The organism is Cyclobacterium roseum (genome assembly GCF_010119225.1).
Lineage (GTDB): Bacteria > Bacteroidota > Bacteroidia > Cytophagales > Cyclobacteriaceae > Cyclobacterium > Cyclobacterium roseum.
Genome location: NZ_WNKF01000013.1, coordinates 125,250 through 143,497, shown reverse-complemented (window position 1 = coordinate 143,497; position 18,248 = coordinate 125,250). Strand labels below are relative to the sequence as shown.

The 18,248-nt window shown below is 48.9% G+C and carries 1 protein-coding gene; it reads right to left on the bottom strand.

Annotated features, from left to right (window positions below; all coding sequences use genetic code 11):
* Positions 1-17,872 (bottom strand): PKD domain-containing protein (locus GJQ68_RS17320; protein WP_162418554.1); only part of this gene is annotated, 17,872 nt, incomplete at its 3' end.
* Between the last annotated feature and the right edge of the window lie 376 nt (positions 17,873-18,248).

The following is an 18,248-nucleotide window of genomic DNA, read 5'->3' as shown; positions in this document are numbered from 1 at the left end:
GCTCCGTCTGATAAAGAGCCGGTACCGTCGCACTGCTATTGGTGTAGCTTTGTCCGCCGATAAAGTAATTATCCGCTTCAAAGGCCTTACCATCGTGGTTCAGTGCCGGGCCACCGGCATTGATGCGCAGTTCGAAGGAAGGGTCTACTGGTATTACAATATCTGGCGAGACGGTAACCACTAGTTCATCTGTATCTTCTGAACCCAGCGCATCGGTTACTGTCAACGTTACATTATAGGTACCTAATTGATTGAATGTGAAAACCGGGTTTGCCTGAATGGAAGTAAATCCATTTCCAAAATCCCACTGATAACTAACCGGACCTTCCACATCACTACTGTTGTCTCCGGTAAAGCTCACCGTTAATGGGGCGGTTCCGGAAGTAACGTTGGCAGTAGCCACCGCCACCGGAGGCTGGTTATCAGCTATTTCTATGCTAATTGTAGCCTCATCACTCGCACCCAATTCATCCGTCACGGTCAGCGATACTTCATAGGTACCGGCTGTGGCAAAGGTATACTCAGGGTTTGCCTGGGTCGTAGTTACCCCGGTTCCGAAGTCCCAGAGGTAGGTCACTTCTCCTTCTGCATCCGTGCTGTTAGTTCCGGTAAAGCTGACCGTTAATGGAGCAAAACCGGAGGTTACGTCTGCTTCTACCACTGCTACCGGTGGCTGGTTTTCCACCACTTCAATAGTAACGGTGGTGGCATTGCTAACACCCAATTCATCTGTGACTGTCAGCGATACCTCGTAGGTTCCCGAAGAGGCAAAAGTGTACTCAGGGTTTGCCTGGGTCGTGGTTACTCCGGTTCCAAAGTCCCAGAGGTAGCTCACTTCGCCTTCTGCATCCGTGCTGTTCGCACCCGTAAAGTTAACCGTCAGTGGGGCAAAGCCGGAGGTTACGTCTGCTTCTGCCACTGCTACCGGTGGCTGGTTTTCCGCCACTTCAATAGTAATGGTGGCGGCATTGCTGGCACCCAACTCATCCGTCACGGTCAGTGATACCTCGTAGCTTCCCGCAGAAGCAAAAGTGTATTCAGGGTTTGCCTGGGTGGAGGCCACCCCGGTTCCAAAGTCCCAGAGATAAGTCACTTCTCCCTCTGCATCCGTGCTGTTCGCACCGGTAAAGTTGACCGTCAGCGGAGCAAAGCCGGAGGTTACATCTGCTTCTGCTACCGCCACCGGAGGCTCGTTTGCCGTGGTTGCTCCCTCTATCGCGACACCTGAAATACTAGGTCTGTTCGCACTTGGATTTAGCGATATCTCCAATAATCCATCGGTTACCTCAATATTGGTAAAGGTCAATTTAACCGGCGTATTTCCTGATTCAAGGAAAAGATCCAGATCGTCTTTGACAAGCTGTCCTTCCATCAGGATATCAAACACCCTGCTTCCGGCACTACCTGCGACTACCTTACCGAAATAGAGTTCGTTATGGTAAGTGCTTACCGTATAGGTTCCGTTGGGAACCTCAATGCTTAGATTCAGTGGCGCAAGATTTGCACCCGACCCTCGTTCGGTCTGATAGAGGGGTTCTGAACTTGCAGAAGCATTCGTGTAGGTATGGTCCGTATCGAAATAGTCTGGTAAGTTAATGTCACCTATAAAGGTCTTACCTTCCAGACTTACATCCGCTGCGCTTCCGGTATTCAGATACAGGGTAAAGTCAGGTGCCACTGGTTCCTCATTTACACTGAGAATTTCAAATGCAGCTAACTTAGGTTGATCTGTTCCCCCAACCTCTGATAAGGCCGAGAAATCCATATTTAACTGACCATCATTGACCTCTACTTCAAATACTTCCGTTACCGGAGTTTGCGGTCCTACCAATGCGTTGATGTCAAAATTATCCAGCAACAGGGCATCTTCAATGCTTACATCAAAAACACGCTGACCTGCCGTTCCAGTACCACCGCCACCAGTAGCTCCGTGGTAAATCTCAGCGAAGTGCAAAATCACTTCGTAAGTCCCATTCGGCACCGGTATGTTGTAGCCAAACACTTTGGGTGTTGAGCTGCGTTCTGTCTGATACAATGCCGGTACGGTTGCGCTGGTGTTGGTGTACGTTTTACCTCCTTCAAAGAAGTTGTCGGCATCAAACACTTTTCCATCAAAGGAGACTTCCGGGCCACCTGCGTTTATACGCAGTTCGAACGAAGGTTGTACTCCCGGATCAGTCACCACCACTTCGAGTTGTTGCTCGTCTACATTCCCGTTTCCATCCGTTACGGTCAGGGTTACGGTGTAGGTTCCTGGTTGGGTAAAGGTATAGGACGGGTTTTCTTCTGTAGACGAGTCACCGTTTCCAAAATCCCAGAAGTAAGTCACATCATCCAGATCATCACTGCTGCCATCTCCAGTAAAGGAAACGGTCAACGGAGCATTTCCTGTGGTAACATTTGCCTCTGGCACGGCGACTGGCGGCAGGTTTTCTTCTACCTCAATTACCAGTGACGTTTGCGCATTTGCTCCATTATCGTCCGTTACCGTCAGGCTGACCGTATAGGTGCCTGGACTAGTGAAGGTATGCACAGGACTCACCATGGTAGAGCTGCTTTCATCATCGAAATCCCAGGCGTAAGCTACAATGCTGCCATTGGCTTCAGACTCGCTGGCATCAAACTGAATGGTCAGCGGTGCAATTCCTTGCTGCACATCTGCTGTTGCTACCGCTATTGGCTCTGCCAGATCCACTACCTGAATTTGCTGGGTAGCTGAATTCGACAGCCCTCTATCATCTTTAAGCGTAAGTTCTACCGTGTATTCACCTATAGTAGTGAAGGTGTGTGTTGGATTAGGCTCTTCAGAGCTGTTTCCATCTCCGAAATCCCAGTCGTAGGACACGATCTCACCCTCGTCAGTAGAATTATCACTGCTGAAGGCTACGGTGAGTGGCACTCTTCCCTCCGTTACATCTGCTTCCAATACGACTACCGGAGCTTTATTGATCAGCAGGTTCATTTCGGCATCTGCAGTCAATCCATTAAGGTCCGTCGCCGTAATCAGTAGGTTGTAATTATTCTCCTCGTCTTCTGGCACTGTTCCTGCCAACACTCCTTCACTGGAAATGGTCAGCCATTCCGGGAGCGCTGAGCCCCCTACAAGTGTAGCACTGTATTGAAGCTTGTTGCCAGGATATCCTTTGTCAAAGGATCCGGAAAGGTCCGTACTAAAGGTGTCTCCAAGGTCTACCAGGTAATCTTCCAGGGCAGCTGCAGTCGGAACTGCTTCCGGTCGGATATTGATAAAATAGAAGGTATTATCATTCCAGTCACAATTGGCCGAGCCGGCACCGCATCCGTTCTGTACAAAGTCCTGAAGAACAATGTACTCGTTGGGAATGATGTTGCCATCCTGATCAATTGCCTTGTAAATCCTCAATCCAAGTAAATCAGGACGATCCCCGTTGACGTTATTTCCTCCACTGGATAGGTATCCGGCAACCGAAATACGGAAGGCCTGGGAGATGCTGTTGGACACGTCGAAATTGATGGTCTCATTGTCTCCTGCTTTTGGAAGCAACGTTTGGTACCAATTCGCCTGATGGCTAAAACTCATACCACCTACCGTGCCGGTGCCATTTACTTCTACAAATCGGGATCCATTGCTGGAAGGTCCTCCATGAAGTGCTGATAATTGAATACCTATCACCGGTTTGGTCGGATCTGCCTGTACGAAATTGTCCGATAAGATCATGTCACCTTCGTAACCGGCATCGATATTTGCCGGAACCGGATAATTCGAACTCGGTCTGTATGTAATGTTATTAGGCGGATCGATGGTGCCATCGTCATTCACGATACTCAGCATGCTGGTTTTGAAACCGAAGGCATCAAATACCTGCTGCGCATCAATCTCCTTGCCACCTTCCGGCACCGGTACATAGCCGCCATGAAGCGTTGCCAGAGCATTGGCTCCATTGTCGGCATTACTAATGATTTCTATGGTCTCTTTCATCATGGTGGTATTGTTTCCATTTACACCTATGAATGTGATCGAAAGATCCCTTGAAGCGCCTGGCTGTATGGTCAACGGCAACTCAGTAGATTCAATACCCTGAGGTACGATGTTATAGATAAACCGATTTTCATCGGAAATATTTATTTCATCGATAACCAACGGTTCGGTGCCCGAATTAGTCAACCTCATGACATTATTGTCATGGAACCTCGCCCCGGTAGATCCGGTGTTATTGATTCTGTAGAAGGTAAAGTAATCCTCTGCCGGGAATCCCCTATCCGTGCCTGGAACTTTGGTCATGTTTTCCATATCCAACAATGCGTCGGAAGGTTCCTCTATACTGAAGGAGTAATTTCTGGAAGTGATATTGCCGTTGGCATCTTCCGCTTCTACCAGCAATTCGTAATCACCGGTTTCCTCCAGAACGAAAGGCCCATCAAAACTTGCGAAGGCACCGCCATTGATGCTATACTCCAATCGCTCTATCGCTCCGCTCTCACTTTGATCTTCGGCTAACAGACTGATAGAAACCGGACCTCTGTAAACGCCCTCTGTTGCCTGCAGACCTTCAAACTCAACACTAAGGGTTGGCGGAAGAGCAGCTGTATTGATAGGCGCAATCCGGATGTAATTTGGCTTGGCGTTTACACCTTCTGCAGCCAGACTCAACCGCAATTTTCCGTCGGTAACCTCCACCAATTCGGTATTTTCAGCAAAAATCAGATTTTCCGGATTATTGCCCTGCTGATTAAAGTCTATGACTCGTACACCATTCACATCCAATGCATGGTAACTATCTGCGAAATCCGGATCTCCAACACTGATATTTACATTGTACAACCCGTTTGGCAGTTCCACCATCCAGTCTCTTTGCGGATAGGTGGCCGTCGTACGGTGACCAATAATGGTGAAGGTATTCAGCAAAGGATCTTCATCGGCAGCCGTGTTACGGTTTCGCCCGTTAACGCTGGCATCGGCCGGTGTTTCACTACCTGGAAGTACCCACCCAAAATTCAACTGGCCCAAATCCGTGGTTTGCAAACCATAAGGCGCACCCAAGTCATCAATATACCCTTCAGGAGATGCGGATACTTGTTCCGGTGTCTGGAAATTGAACTGGTACACGTAGACCGCTTCCTGGGTAATATTCACCCTCACCTCCAGCGTTGCTGGCTCGTAGTTTGGCGCGTCTGCGGTAAGCGTGGTGGTATAGTTACCGATAGCCAACCCGGCCTTGTCAAAACTGATCTCAAATGGGGTACCCAATTCGAAGCTCGCAGGCAGACTGAGCCTGGTGTCCGAACTGCTCAAGCTTACTTCACCTGCGGTCAATCCCCCATTCGCTGAAAGGGTTACTTCCTGTACGACAGGATCCGAATCGTTTATGGTTCCGTTCAATGCCAGTACGTCCGGATCAAACTCCAATCGCAGGGTACCGTCTTCAAACGGAATCACATTTTCAATAACAAACATGTAATCCTGGTAGTCTCCGTTCGTTGCATCCTCAAAATTGATGATGTAACTGTTTTCTACCAGATTACCTTCCCTGTCCTTTACAGGGTAGGTCCTCACCCTTCTGGCTACGCCTCCGGTATTCAGGTCGTCTTCTGTGTAATTGGTTCGGTTAAATACCTGAGAGGTGACGTATACCCCAAAAACAGCTCCCTGAGGATCAAATGTATCAGTGCCTTCCGAAATTTCGGGATAAAGGGTTTGATGCTGTCCAAATTCTCCGGACATCACGCCTACTTCATTAAGCGTTACCGATTCGTTCCGGGTATACCAGCCAAAAGGAATTTCTTCATTTGGCGAATACCTACCGACCGGCGTGATTTTCACGTCCTCAGCACCCGCTTTCACCCACTGCTGTACCAGCACTTCCTCGCCTTTCAATACTGGCTGCGTGCCATCTGAAAGGGAAGTCCAGCCTACATTGATACCAATGCCAAGGGCATCTACCACATCTTGCAGCGGAGGCTCGTTTCCACCTTCATATCCGGTTTTCTTCAAGGCATGCAGCCCTACTTCCAGCACTGACTGGTCCGGATTATCGGTGGCAATTTCCAATACCGCTTCCTGATATCCCAGGTTGCTGGTATTCAAGTCGGGTGCATAGGTCACCGAATAGCTGATCGATTCTCCTGGTGCCAGGGTTGCCGTACCGGCAGGACTTACCGGATCGTACTGATCCGCAAAAGGTCCTGATACCGAAACACCCGTAATGGTCACGCCTTCGTTTCCTTCGTTGGTAATCTCTACCACTTTGGTCTGAGACTGATCTCCCGCAGTATTGTTGGTCGTTTCAAACAACAATTCCTCAGGCGCAGCTACCAGTTCTGGCTTCAATGTCGCTGGGATGGCGGCACGCAACAGGGTAAGTCTGGCGATGCCATTGTTGTCCCTGTCATATTCTGAAACATAAATGTTTCCTGTTTTGGGATCTTCCACCAAATCCAGCGGATCATCAAATCCACCCATTCCAGGAATTTGATTATAGACTTCAGCGATGTTTCCATTATTATTAGGATCCATTACCAAAATATCGTTCTGTCCGCTAAAGCGAACCACCATGAGTAACCCTTGAAGTTTGCCCTCAAAAGCATCACTTTTATATTCTATCACCCCGTTCGGAGATTTATTATTTCCGAAATCATAAGCTGGTGTTCTGTAATTCGGATCAGGGCCCAAAGTAGTTGGGTACTTCGCTACATCCCTGTAAGGCTCGGTTTCCTGGCCAGGCACACCGCTATACGGCATACCTCCGTGGTTCAGGATAAACTCTCCTCTGTATGGATTGGGATGTCCGTGATAACTGCCCCCCTGGGTTTTGAACAACCAGTCCTTCTGTGTTTCTCCACCTATAAGTGCAGGCGCAAAAGGAATACTGGTCAGCCCATCAATTCTCCTGGCAAGCGCATAATCCGCAGTTGTTGGAGAATTAGGTGAATTATTATTGTTACCGGCCGTACCATTTGTGGGCACATAGAGCCAACCGTTAGAGTGCCAGATCAAATCGTAGGCATTCCGGATACCGGTGGCAAATATAGTCACCGGAGAGTCTGCCGAATAGGGGTTATAGGTTGTTCCATCTCCCATCAATAGCCCATTTGCAGGAGCTGCATTGATCACTCCGATATCGTCCGTGGTATGCACGCTCAGCGGAAGATTTGCCGGCAATTTATCCAGGTCTACTCTCAGTACTGCAGCGGCAAGCAATCGCTCCGCCCGGTTGCCCCAGGCAGGATCGGGGGCTCCACCTGCAGAATTACTTCCCTGCGCAATGTACATCAGCCCCTCCTCGTCAAAGGCCAGGCTATTGGTCAGGTGATCTTTGGTAGAACGCGGCAAGTGAATCACCAAATCCTGCACGGTATTCAGATCGGGACCTGTCAATTTGGTCAGTTTTCCGTCCCATGCCGGTCCGTTAGTTAACGAGGCTGCACTGTGCGTTACATAGGCGATCAGGTTATCCGCAGTAGATGCAGGGTCAAATACCAAACCGATGATCAGGCGATTGTTTCCAGCCATCACGCCGGTCTCCGGATGCTGTGAACCGTTTAATTCCGGACTCAATACTTCCAGGTTACTCAAGGTACCATCGGCCTCCATATCCCAACGGAAAATCTTCCCGTCAGACTGGAAATCGCCAATCGTACTGGCGTACAGCTTTCCGTCAGGTCCGATTACCAAACTTGAGAATCGTTCGTTGACCGTACCGTCTCCCAGATCCGTTCCGCCAGGAACGGCCGTAAAGGCTACCCCTTCCAGATCCCTAATCGGAACCGGCAGGTCGTCTTCTGTACCTGTTGTAAACCTGGATTCAAAGGTGGCAAAGGTCAACCGATCCGATAAATCACCGGTGCGATTCGCTTCCACTCCAGAAATACGGAACAAGTAGGTGGTATTCTCTTTTAATTGCTCGATGGGGGTAAGCGTAATGGCATCTCCTCCACCGGTATCGTTGGAGTTACTTGGTACAAATACCTCTCCGTCCACGGTCAACTCGTACAAGTTGATGTTTCCAGCAAGCGTACCATTATCCAACTCGTATCCCTCCGGAGTAAGGATTTCCACGTTTACCTGAAGGTCATTCAGGGAAACATTTGTGGCATTATTCGCCGGTGTCACGTTGGTAAACAGCGGAACATTGGAATCGGTTTTTTGAACGATCTCCAACGAATGCACCTTCGTGTTAAATCCGCCATTGGCATCAATGGTTAATCGCCCGTCAAGTACGGTTGCCGTGACTGAAACAGAAGTCATTCTGCTTGGAGCACCGTCAGGCCCTGTTGGAACAAAGCCATCCACGGCATTGACCCCTTCTACGTTGATCGTATGGGAAGGAGTCGTACCTTCCTGCCCGTCTACCTCAGGGTCTCCTACTCCAATGGTTACTTCATAGGTACCATTAGGAGCATCCATTTCCCATATTCCTTCAGTTGTGACACCATTGGTGCCTCCTGCATCCCCATACTGCATGTGTATAAGGGTATTTTGGATTAAATTTACCCCGGCCAAATCCCTGTTTCGGGTATTGTCTGTCAGGTTAAGTCCCGTCTGACCATTGGTGGTCAACCAGCCATAGGTCCTTCCTTCTCCCCGGTCCCCGTAAGGAGCACCGCTATCCCTGATATATCCTGCTGGAATATCATCGATTGGTCTGGAGAAGTTTATCTTGATTGGATCAAAGTCCGTATCTGGCAACTGATCAGGAGTAACAGAGAACTCCGTAAAAGTGTACACTACCTCGGATACCGCTTCCCGTCGCTTGCTGGCAAAAATACCGGCAAAAGTCAGGTCCTGGTGAGCAGGGTTACCATTGAGATATACTGCAGGAAGTGCTACTGAACCCAATTCAACTTCTGCTCCTCCATTGAGGCTGTAGTAACCGGTGAGCAGGTTGTTTTCTACATCGACATACAATCGTAAGGTGACCGCACTGCTATGAATGGCCGAAACACCGTTTGCCTGTATATTATTCGCAACGTCTGCAGGAGCCAATCCATTGATCTCTCTCAGAATCTCCACTTTTCCACCATTGGCAACAACCAGTTTTACAAAGTTGTCTTCATTCAATCCAAACCAAATTCCTGCTTGTTCGGCATTATCGGACCCATCACTGTAAGGGTTTAAAATGGTAGTTCTAATACTGAAATTACCTTGTCCGTCCGCATCCATTCCTACACCAAGTGTATTGATTTGGGAATTAACCTCGGTACTGGTAGTATTCGTGCTGCCGTTGGTTCTGTAAGCGATTCCGTTTGCGGCATTCACCTCCAGATTTCCTCCTGTCAGGTTGAGTCTTCCAGGTTCGTATCCAGGTACATTCGAATAAGCCACCGGTCCATCTATTTCCAGACGGGCAGAAGGGTTGTCTGCCATGGTAAAGCCGGTACTGCCCAATCCACCTTCGTCTCCGCTAAACTGCAGACTAAATGGTAAGCCAACTTCCAGCTCGTCACAATCCAGCAAGCTTATAGGCGAGCATCCTGTGGTTTCTCCATCAAATGGCCTCACGTTTCTTGCAATGACCACAATGTCCTGATAATCAAATCCACTGACGTGTTCTTCCGTGGCTATGATGTAAGCGTTTGCTTCCCCGGGCAGGGCATATACCCTGATATGGTGAGGAATGGCTCCGCTGAACGTATTCAGGGCATCTTCACTGTACAGGAATCGATTTTCGAAGAATGGCCAACGGTTATAGAAACCGAAACTTCCGGTTCCGGGATCAAACGAAGTGTCGCCGTTGATAACCGGATTCAGCGTCTGTCCGTTTCCGGAAATGGTATTCTGTACCGTAAACAATTCCTGGGTAGAACCGCCATCCGTACTGTTGTACCAGCCGAATCCTACAATTGGATTGCTGCCTTGCGGACCATAAACGCTCAATACTTCCAATTCCACTGGAGCATCGGTAGCCCGCTGGAAGTACTGAATATCCAGTTCGTCTCCAAGCAGGTTGTTATACGAGCTTCCGGCAGGTAAATTAATCAGGTTGGTAGCCGGTTCGGTATCTCCCACATCAATCAATCCCTGTCCCAATTGGGTATCCAGGATCCACTGCAGAGATGGTTCTTCGCTTCCGCCAATACCAATTTTACCCAATCCACTCAAGCTTATCTGCACCGGATCGGCACCCTGACCTGAAATGGTCAATAGTGCGAACTTAGGTCCGGCGCTCGCTGGAGTAAATTCCACGGTAAAGGATGCCGAATTTTGAGCATTGACTACCGTAGGAAGCCCGGTCACGGTAAACTGAGCGCTATGGGTACCCGTTACCGTTGCGGTAATTCCTTCCAATGGTGCATTGCCCAGATTCGACAACAGGATCTCTTCTTCGAAAATAGATTCTCCAACAACAGCATCGCCCACTACCGCTTCGGTACCCACCGCAATGGATGGTGTCGGAGCAGCCTGGTTACTCGGCTTTAGCAGCACAATCTCGTTTCTGGCATAATCCGAAACGTAGATATTTCCGGTGCTAACATCTTCTATCAGGTCTAGCGGATCACCAAATCCGGTAAATCCGGGGATGCCTTCCTTGAAGGTGGAAATGTCTCCATTCGGTCCATCGGGTACCAGGGCAATGATATCACTGCCTCCGCTGTATCGGACTACCAATAAGGCACCAGTTAGGTTTCCATTTTCGGCGTTGCTTCGGTATTCAATAACTCCGTTTGGAGATTTATTGAATTCAAAATCAAAGGCTGCACCCCTATAATTCACGTCAGGTTGCACGCCATTATATACAGAATTATCCACATCTGCGTCCCCGCGATTCAGAACAAATTCCCCTCTGAATGGATTTGGATGGCCATAATAGCCTAATCCTGCTGAAGGGTTCATTCGGAACAGCCAGTCTCGCTGAACATTGTTATTATTTGAGGCAGAAATTGCAGGATAGTCGGCATCGGAATGGTCATAAATGGTGCCATCCGGTCTGCGGGTACCGCTGACAGAGGCAGGTGAGTTGCTACCCCCCGCAGTACCATTGGCAGGCACATATAACTGTCCATTGGAATGCCATACCAAATCATAGGCATTTCTTACCCCTGTAGCAAACAAGGTTATCGGGGCATCCACGTAATAAGGATTGTACATGCCATCCAGGGTGGGAGAATTTACGTCCACATTATTAATGGCCGACTGGTCCCGGGTGGTCATCGCGTCCAATGGAAGCGTAGCAGGAAGTTTTGTCAAATCCAATTTCAGCGTCGCCGCAGAAAGCAGGCTTTCTTCCCGGTTACCCCAGGCACCATCAGGTGCTCCACCGGCACTGTTACTACCCTGATTGAAATAAAGCATGTTTGGCTCTCCAGGCCGGAAAGCGATGCTGTTTGTCAGGTGATCTCTCAAAGATCGAGGCAGGTTGGTTACCAGTAATTCCTCATTTTCCAGATTTGCTCCCGTCAATCGGGATAGTTTGCCATCCCAATCCGGAGCACTGCTAAGTCCGGCGGAATTGTGCGATACATAGGCAATCAGGTTTCCGGCGGTAGCAGTCGGATCAAATTCCAGGCCTACTGCCGTGCGACCATCATACCCGGCTTTCCAGCCAGAAAGCGTCTGCTTTCCAGATAGGGTTCCATCCGCATTTATGGTCCAGCGATGAATATCCCCTCCAATGGTCAATCCGTACAATTTGCTGTCAGGCCCGATGGTAAGTGTGGTATACTTAGCCCCCGAAGCTACTGCACCTTGCTTGGTAAAGGAAACGTTGTCCAGGTCAGTGGTGGGTCCGGGGGTTCCTCCGGAACCAGTGGTAAAGGAGGAAGTAAAGGGCTCAAACGTTTCACCGGCAAGATCTTTTACCCCATCTACCTCAAAAACATAGGTAGTATTTGATTCCAATGGCAGGCTTGGTACCAGGTTAATGGCATCCCCGCCTCCGGTTCCGTTGACGGTGGCACCAATTGGGGTGCTATTACTTTGTTTAAACAACTTAACCGTACTGTTTGTAATGGTACTGTTGTCTACACTAGTCAATCCATTTTCATTCGGATTGGGTAGGAATAGGTTATTAGCGGAAACACTGGTAGTAACCGATACGTTAACAGCTCCATCTTCCGGATTCACCCCGAGGATTCGAGGGATTCGTACGCCTCCTTCTCCGGAAGTAATACGGACAAAATTAATTTTAGTATTGAATCCGGTTCCAGGGTCCAGGGTCAGACGACCATCTGCAACAACTACCTGAACGGTACCGGTAGTGAATCGGCCAGGCGCTCCTGTTTCCCCTTCGGGAACAAAAGCGTTAATGGCATTGGTACCTTCCACATTAATCGTATGGGAAGGCGTGTCGTCCACCGAGCCATCAATATTTGGATCACCTACACCTACCGTTACGTTATAGGTGCCATTTGGTACTTCAATTTCCCATTTGGCATCCGGCAAATAACCATTGGCTGCATTGGCTGAAACATCCCCATACTGCATGTGGGAAAGTGTATTTTCTAAAACAGATACTCCGGCTACTGCACGGTTTCTGCCGTTCAGGGTAAGGTCCGCAGGAGAATCATCAGTTGCATCCAGCCAGCCATAGCTGAAGCCGTTGCCTCTAGCTCCAAAAGTATCACCTGCATCTCGCACATAGCCAGAAGGGGCTGCCGTTTCGGGATCAGAGAAATTGATGTTTGCTTCAAAATCAGGTGTACCCGGATCGACGTTTGCTTCCGTGATCACCAGGCTTACCTCCATTTCTGCATTGCTATATCCCATATCCGGCTGGTCTATCCCCATGACCATGGTGGAATAGGTCCCCGGTTCCAAGCCTTCCTTCACACTGAATTCAAGTGTTCCCAAAGCAGGGTTGATGGGGAGCGTCAACCATTCGCCTGAATCCGGATCATCCGAAATAACGACGGTTGGATTTCCAGTACTGGAAGTCAATTCCACTGACTGAGCGGCAATACTCGCCCCTTCTTCACCGGAAAAATTCAACTGCGAAACGGAGAAATTCAGACTCAGCGGGGGAGTTTCCTGATCTACAGCGAAATAGGCAAAGTCCGTATCAAATGCCGTGCTTCCGTTTCGGTAGGAAGAATAAATACCGGCAAAAGCCAGGCCTGTCTCCTCTCCTACGCTCAAACCATTCAGGTATTCCTGAGGCAGGGTCATGGCATCCAAGCTCGCCTTGGTCAACTGGACAAAATCACCCGCACCGATGGCATAATACCCGGTGAGGGTCATTTCAATAGGATCGACGACCAGACGCAACGTTACATTCTGGCCTGAAACGCCGACATTATCCACCTGAATCTGATCCGGCGAATCGGCTCCGTTTACTGATAGGGCATTAAGCTCTTTGCGTAGTTCTACGTTATTCGCATTGACATTCAGTTTCACGAAATTATCCTCGTCCAAACCAAACCAAATACCGGCCTGTGCCGAATTTCCTCCTGTATTGATGTTCAGCAATTGCGTTTCTATCACCAATGGCTGAGACAGATCGGTAATTCCTACCCCGAGGCTATTTACCTGGGTGTTGGTATTACCACTCTGCCCGGGATTGAGATAGGCAATACCTTTGGAGGCGGTGAGGGTCAGATTGCCTCCACCTATCGAAATTTTAGAGGGTTCATACCCAATAACTTCCGGATAGGTCACCGGCAAATCAGCCGATAATCGGGCTTCGGAATGAGGATCTACCATGGTAAACCCGGTACCAACACCACTTCCATCTTCCAATCCACCTTCCGTACCATCAAATTCCAATCGCAATGGAAGGGCCTTGGGTATGCCGTCACAATCCAGTAAACTCCAAGGCGAACAAGGTAGCGGGTCTGCTACGGCCACTGTCACGGTCCATTCCTGCTCGCTGCCATCTGCTGCCGTCACCGTGTAAACCACCGGGTTGGTAAAATCCTGCACCTGCCCGCTTTCAGGGGAAGCACTGGCTCCTTCGGATAGGGTGAATTCAGGGGCAAGAGCCGTTACATCCGTACCAAACGGCACTTCTACATTCACTGCAAAATTGGTGGCATCTACCGTACTTTCCCCGATATCACCTGGAAATGCAAAAGTCAGCAAGGACTTCTCATCGCTCAGGGTAGTGGAAACGGTAAGACTTGCCTCCAGCAATGCTGGTGCAAATCCCTCTGCAGTGGCAATTATCGTATTGTTTCTGCTTTCCCCATCGCTGAGAGAGGAAGCATCCATAGCAAAATCAATGGCGCCAGCCGCTGCGCTTTCCGGCAAAGTCAACCAATCGTTGCTGCCGGTTATAAATTTGTCTTCGGCATTGATGTTGTCATCAATCACCAGACCGATGGTTCCTGCGCCAACTCCGCTTAAGCTGCTACTGAAGGTACCTGCTTCACCCGGATCCAGGCTGTTATTTACCGCTGCCGGCTCAAAGCTCAATTGCCCACTGGCAGCGGTGCCGCTACTGGCGGTTATGTCCAGGTAGGTGATTTTACTGTTGTATCCTCCAAGCCCGGTGATGGTCAGGAGTCCGTCGGTCACTTCCACCGTAATGGTTCCGGTTCTGGTTTCTCCTGCTTCCGGCACAAAGGCCGCAATGGCAGTATATCCCTCCACAGTGGCACTGTGGCGGCTATCCAGATCGGTTCCTGCATCTCCCAGGCCAACCGTTACTTCATATGTTCCATTGGGAATTTCCATTTCCCAGATCAGTTCATTGCCTCTGGGTTGCCCGGACCAGGATTGAACGCCACCAGTGGCATTCAAAATGTTGTCCCCCTGAAAATGGACCAGCGTACCTTCCAGTTTCTCCTGGTCGGTCGCGGAGGCGTAGGTACCGTCAATGCGGTTTCTGCCTACTCCAGGGCCGTTATTGGCTGCTTCATCCGAAGCGTCAATTGGAGTGCCGTCAGATTTCAGCTTCCAGCCATAAGCATAATCCGTTTCTTCAAACGTAACTGAGGCATGGCCAAACTGCTTGCCATAATCTACCAGGTAGCCGGCAGGAGGAGTCGTCGTGCGGTTCTGGAAGTTGATTTTGGCCGCAAAACCGGAGGCCACCGTTACCGATACCGTCCAATCAGCACTGGATCCATCTGAACCTGTGATCGTATAGACTACCGGATTAGTAAAATCCTGTTCCACTCCTGAAGCAGGGCTAACCCCTGAACCGTCAAAAGTAAATTCCGGAGAAAGCGCCGTAACATCGGTACCGAAGGGCACCAGAATCGTCACCTCCTGATCTACCTGATTGATATTTACCTCCCCTATTCCATTCGAAAGGGCAAACGTCTGAAAGCCTTTTGCTACTTCCGCTTCTTCGGTTACCGATACGGTCCAATCCGTTTCCGTCCCGTCTTCTGCTGTAACCGTATAAGTTACGGTGTTGGTAAAATCCTGGCTTTCTCCACTGGCAGGCAAGGAGCTAGCCCCTTCAGAAAGAGCGAAGGTTGGGGAAAGTGCAGTAAGATCGGTGCCAAAAGGAACAAGCACGGACACCGTACGATTTTCGACATCAATCGATGCCTCCCCAACTTGTTCAGCCAGTGAAAAAGAAGTAATGTCATTTCCTGTAAGTAGGGGTACCACAGTCAGGTCTTCGGTCACCACCTGGGCATAATCGGTACTTAAGCGCACCGGCCCGACTTTGGCATTATTGGTAGAAGCAGAACTGATAAACAGCCGCCCAATCTGAGGTGTTCCGGAAACCGTTTGGCTCCCGGCACTTGTCCAGGTATTGGCTCCTTCAGAAAGCGTTGGGGCCAGTGTCCATTCATAGGCGATGCTGTTAACACCATCCCAGACTCCTTTCACCAAAAATTGAATGGTTTCACCAAAGGGTACTTCTTGGGTGCCGTTGTCGGAGGCGGGTCCACCCAGGCCGACACGCGCGATCAGTCCCGTACTGCCCCCTTTGGCCATTTGTAATCGCACCCAAGGAGTAGCACCGGAGTTTTCATCGATCCGAATAGCTGTTCGTATTCTATCACCCGAACCCGTTCCGAATCCATCTATCTGAAAATAGGTAGCAAAATAGAAGGGAACGTTTGGAGTAAGGGATACAGGGTTGTCCGTAAGGGGAATCAGGTCATGGGCATGGTTGCCCAGGGAAAAATCCAGGTAATGGCTGGTATTATCACTTAGACCTTCGTTTACAACCGGAATGGATGCATCTCCTGCGTTTTCTTTTAGCCATTGCGTAGGAGCTATTTCGTGCAGGTTGCCTGTTCCGTAGGTATCAAAATTTTCAATAAAGGAAAAATCGGAAGGAAGGGCCGTAATGGTGACCGTCCAATCCTTACTGCTGCCATCTTCCGCCGTGACCGTGTAGGTAACCGGACTGGTGAAATTCTGAGTACTACCGGAAGCTGGGGTTACCGTTGCGTTATTTGATAGGGTGAAGCTGGGTGCTAAAGCAGTCAGATCTGTTCCCGAAGGCATCACTACTTCAATGGTGCCCGCTCCCAAATCTGTTTCTGCACTGATTTGGCCATCTACCGAAAAACCCAGAATATCCTTTTCCGAACTGGCGGTCAACGGTAAAATTTCAATGGCCTGGATCAGGGCATTATTGGTTGAGGCCAGGAATTGTAAATTCAGTTCTCCATCTGAAACCGTCACGTCATTTTGGATAATTCCCAAGACACCTCTGCCATAAAGTGCAAAGAGATCCAGGTTGTCCTGGGCCAATTCTCCTTCCATAAGGATGTCAAAAACTCGAAGCCCCGAACCCTGATGGAAATTCTCGACCATGTGGACCCGAACGGTATATTGTCCGTTGGCTATCGGGAAGTTGTAACCAAAATTTTCTCCGAACCTTCTGGGATAATAAAGGTCCTCATGGCCTCCTGGAACCAAATAAGGTTCCTGAATGGCACCAAGGGAAGCTGTCGTTTCTTCCGTTTCCACCAGGAAATCGGTATTTTCCTGCAAAAACAAGTCTCCATCTTTTGTGTAGTCAAATCCGGCCACGTTCATCCGGTAAGGGATGGCCACTAAATCCGGATCGGCTACCGGTGCCTCCTCAATCGAGAAGTCAGTAAAAAGTACTGTAATGGGTTCGTTCTCCGGCGCATTGCGATGTGACGTAAATATCCCGGAATAGGTCTGTCCTGAGAAATACGTTGCCGGAACCGCCCGAACGTCTCCCTCGGGACCGGTAACCAGTACCTCCTCTCCTGCTCCTAAACGGTAAAAACCCTGTACCGTATTGGCTACAGGGTCAAACTCCAGGCGCAGGGTTATGGGGCCGGTATTCGTAGATAAATTGGCCGTATTTATTTCCAGAAATGCCGTTTGCTGGGTGGTATTGTCCATGTTTTCCACCTGCAGCTGGATTTTTCGCTGGTTGGTGGTTCCATTTTTTACCACCACGAGTTTTACATAATGATCTTCATCTTTACCCAGCCAGATACCCGCCTGCTGGGATTGACTCACACCACTCACCTCAAAATTGGGATTGATCAGGGTGGAGGAAACACTGAACGTACCGGTGGGTACTTCCAATCCGACACCCAGCGCATTTACCTGAGAATTGGTATTATTACTGGAAGGAGTGCCAGAAGGCTGGCTGAAAAAGATCCCTTTCGTACTGGTAATGGTCAATCCGCTGGCATCCCGGCTGATCAAACCTGGCTCGTATCCGGGTACGTCCGGATCGCTAGGGGTGCTGAGGGGAGCACTAGGCTCCAATACCATGGTAAACCCGGATTCGGAAAGACCTCCCTGGTCTTGGGTAAAATCAAAATTTACCTGCAGTCCCTGTAGAATCTGGTTGCAATCCAGGGGACTGATACCAGGGCAGGGAGCCAGCAGGTTACGAATGCTTTCCGTAGCCTCCCTCCGGATTTCCGGCTGGGAATCTTCCATGGGAAGCACCTCACCAAGGGCTGGGGAATGGGAACGAGCTACGTTAATTGAAATTTCTGCCGTGTTAAAAAATAACAGCAAGAGAAAGAATGAATAAGACAGGTAACGGTGTTTCATTGTAATGAAAGTAAAGTGATAGACCTACTATTGGATTCGGAACCTAGAAATGAAAATTGCATCCTGTCAATATGGCGACCGTAGACAATTGTATCACTAGATCAGACCTAGTCCAAATTCAAAAACGTATATGTGTATTTAAAAAACAAATTTTTTGTTTTAAAAATATTTTATGGGGAAAAAATCCTACGATTTGCCCGTTTTTTAGACCCATTTTTCGCAAATAAAAAAATTTTAAATTCTATGAATATTCATATTATTTTAAGTTTTTATTTTTTTAGTCTGAAAACAACATGAATTAGTGACAAATTGAAAAAAGTTGAAAAAATATTTTTTTTTAATCAGTTGGTTAATAAAAATTAATTGCAGTAAGAAG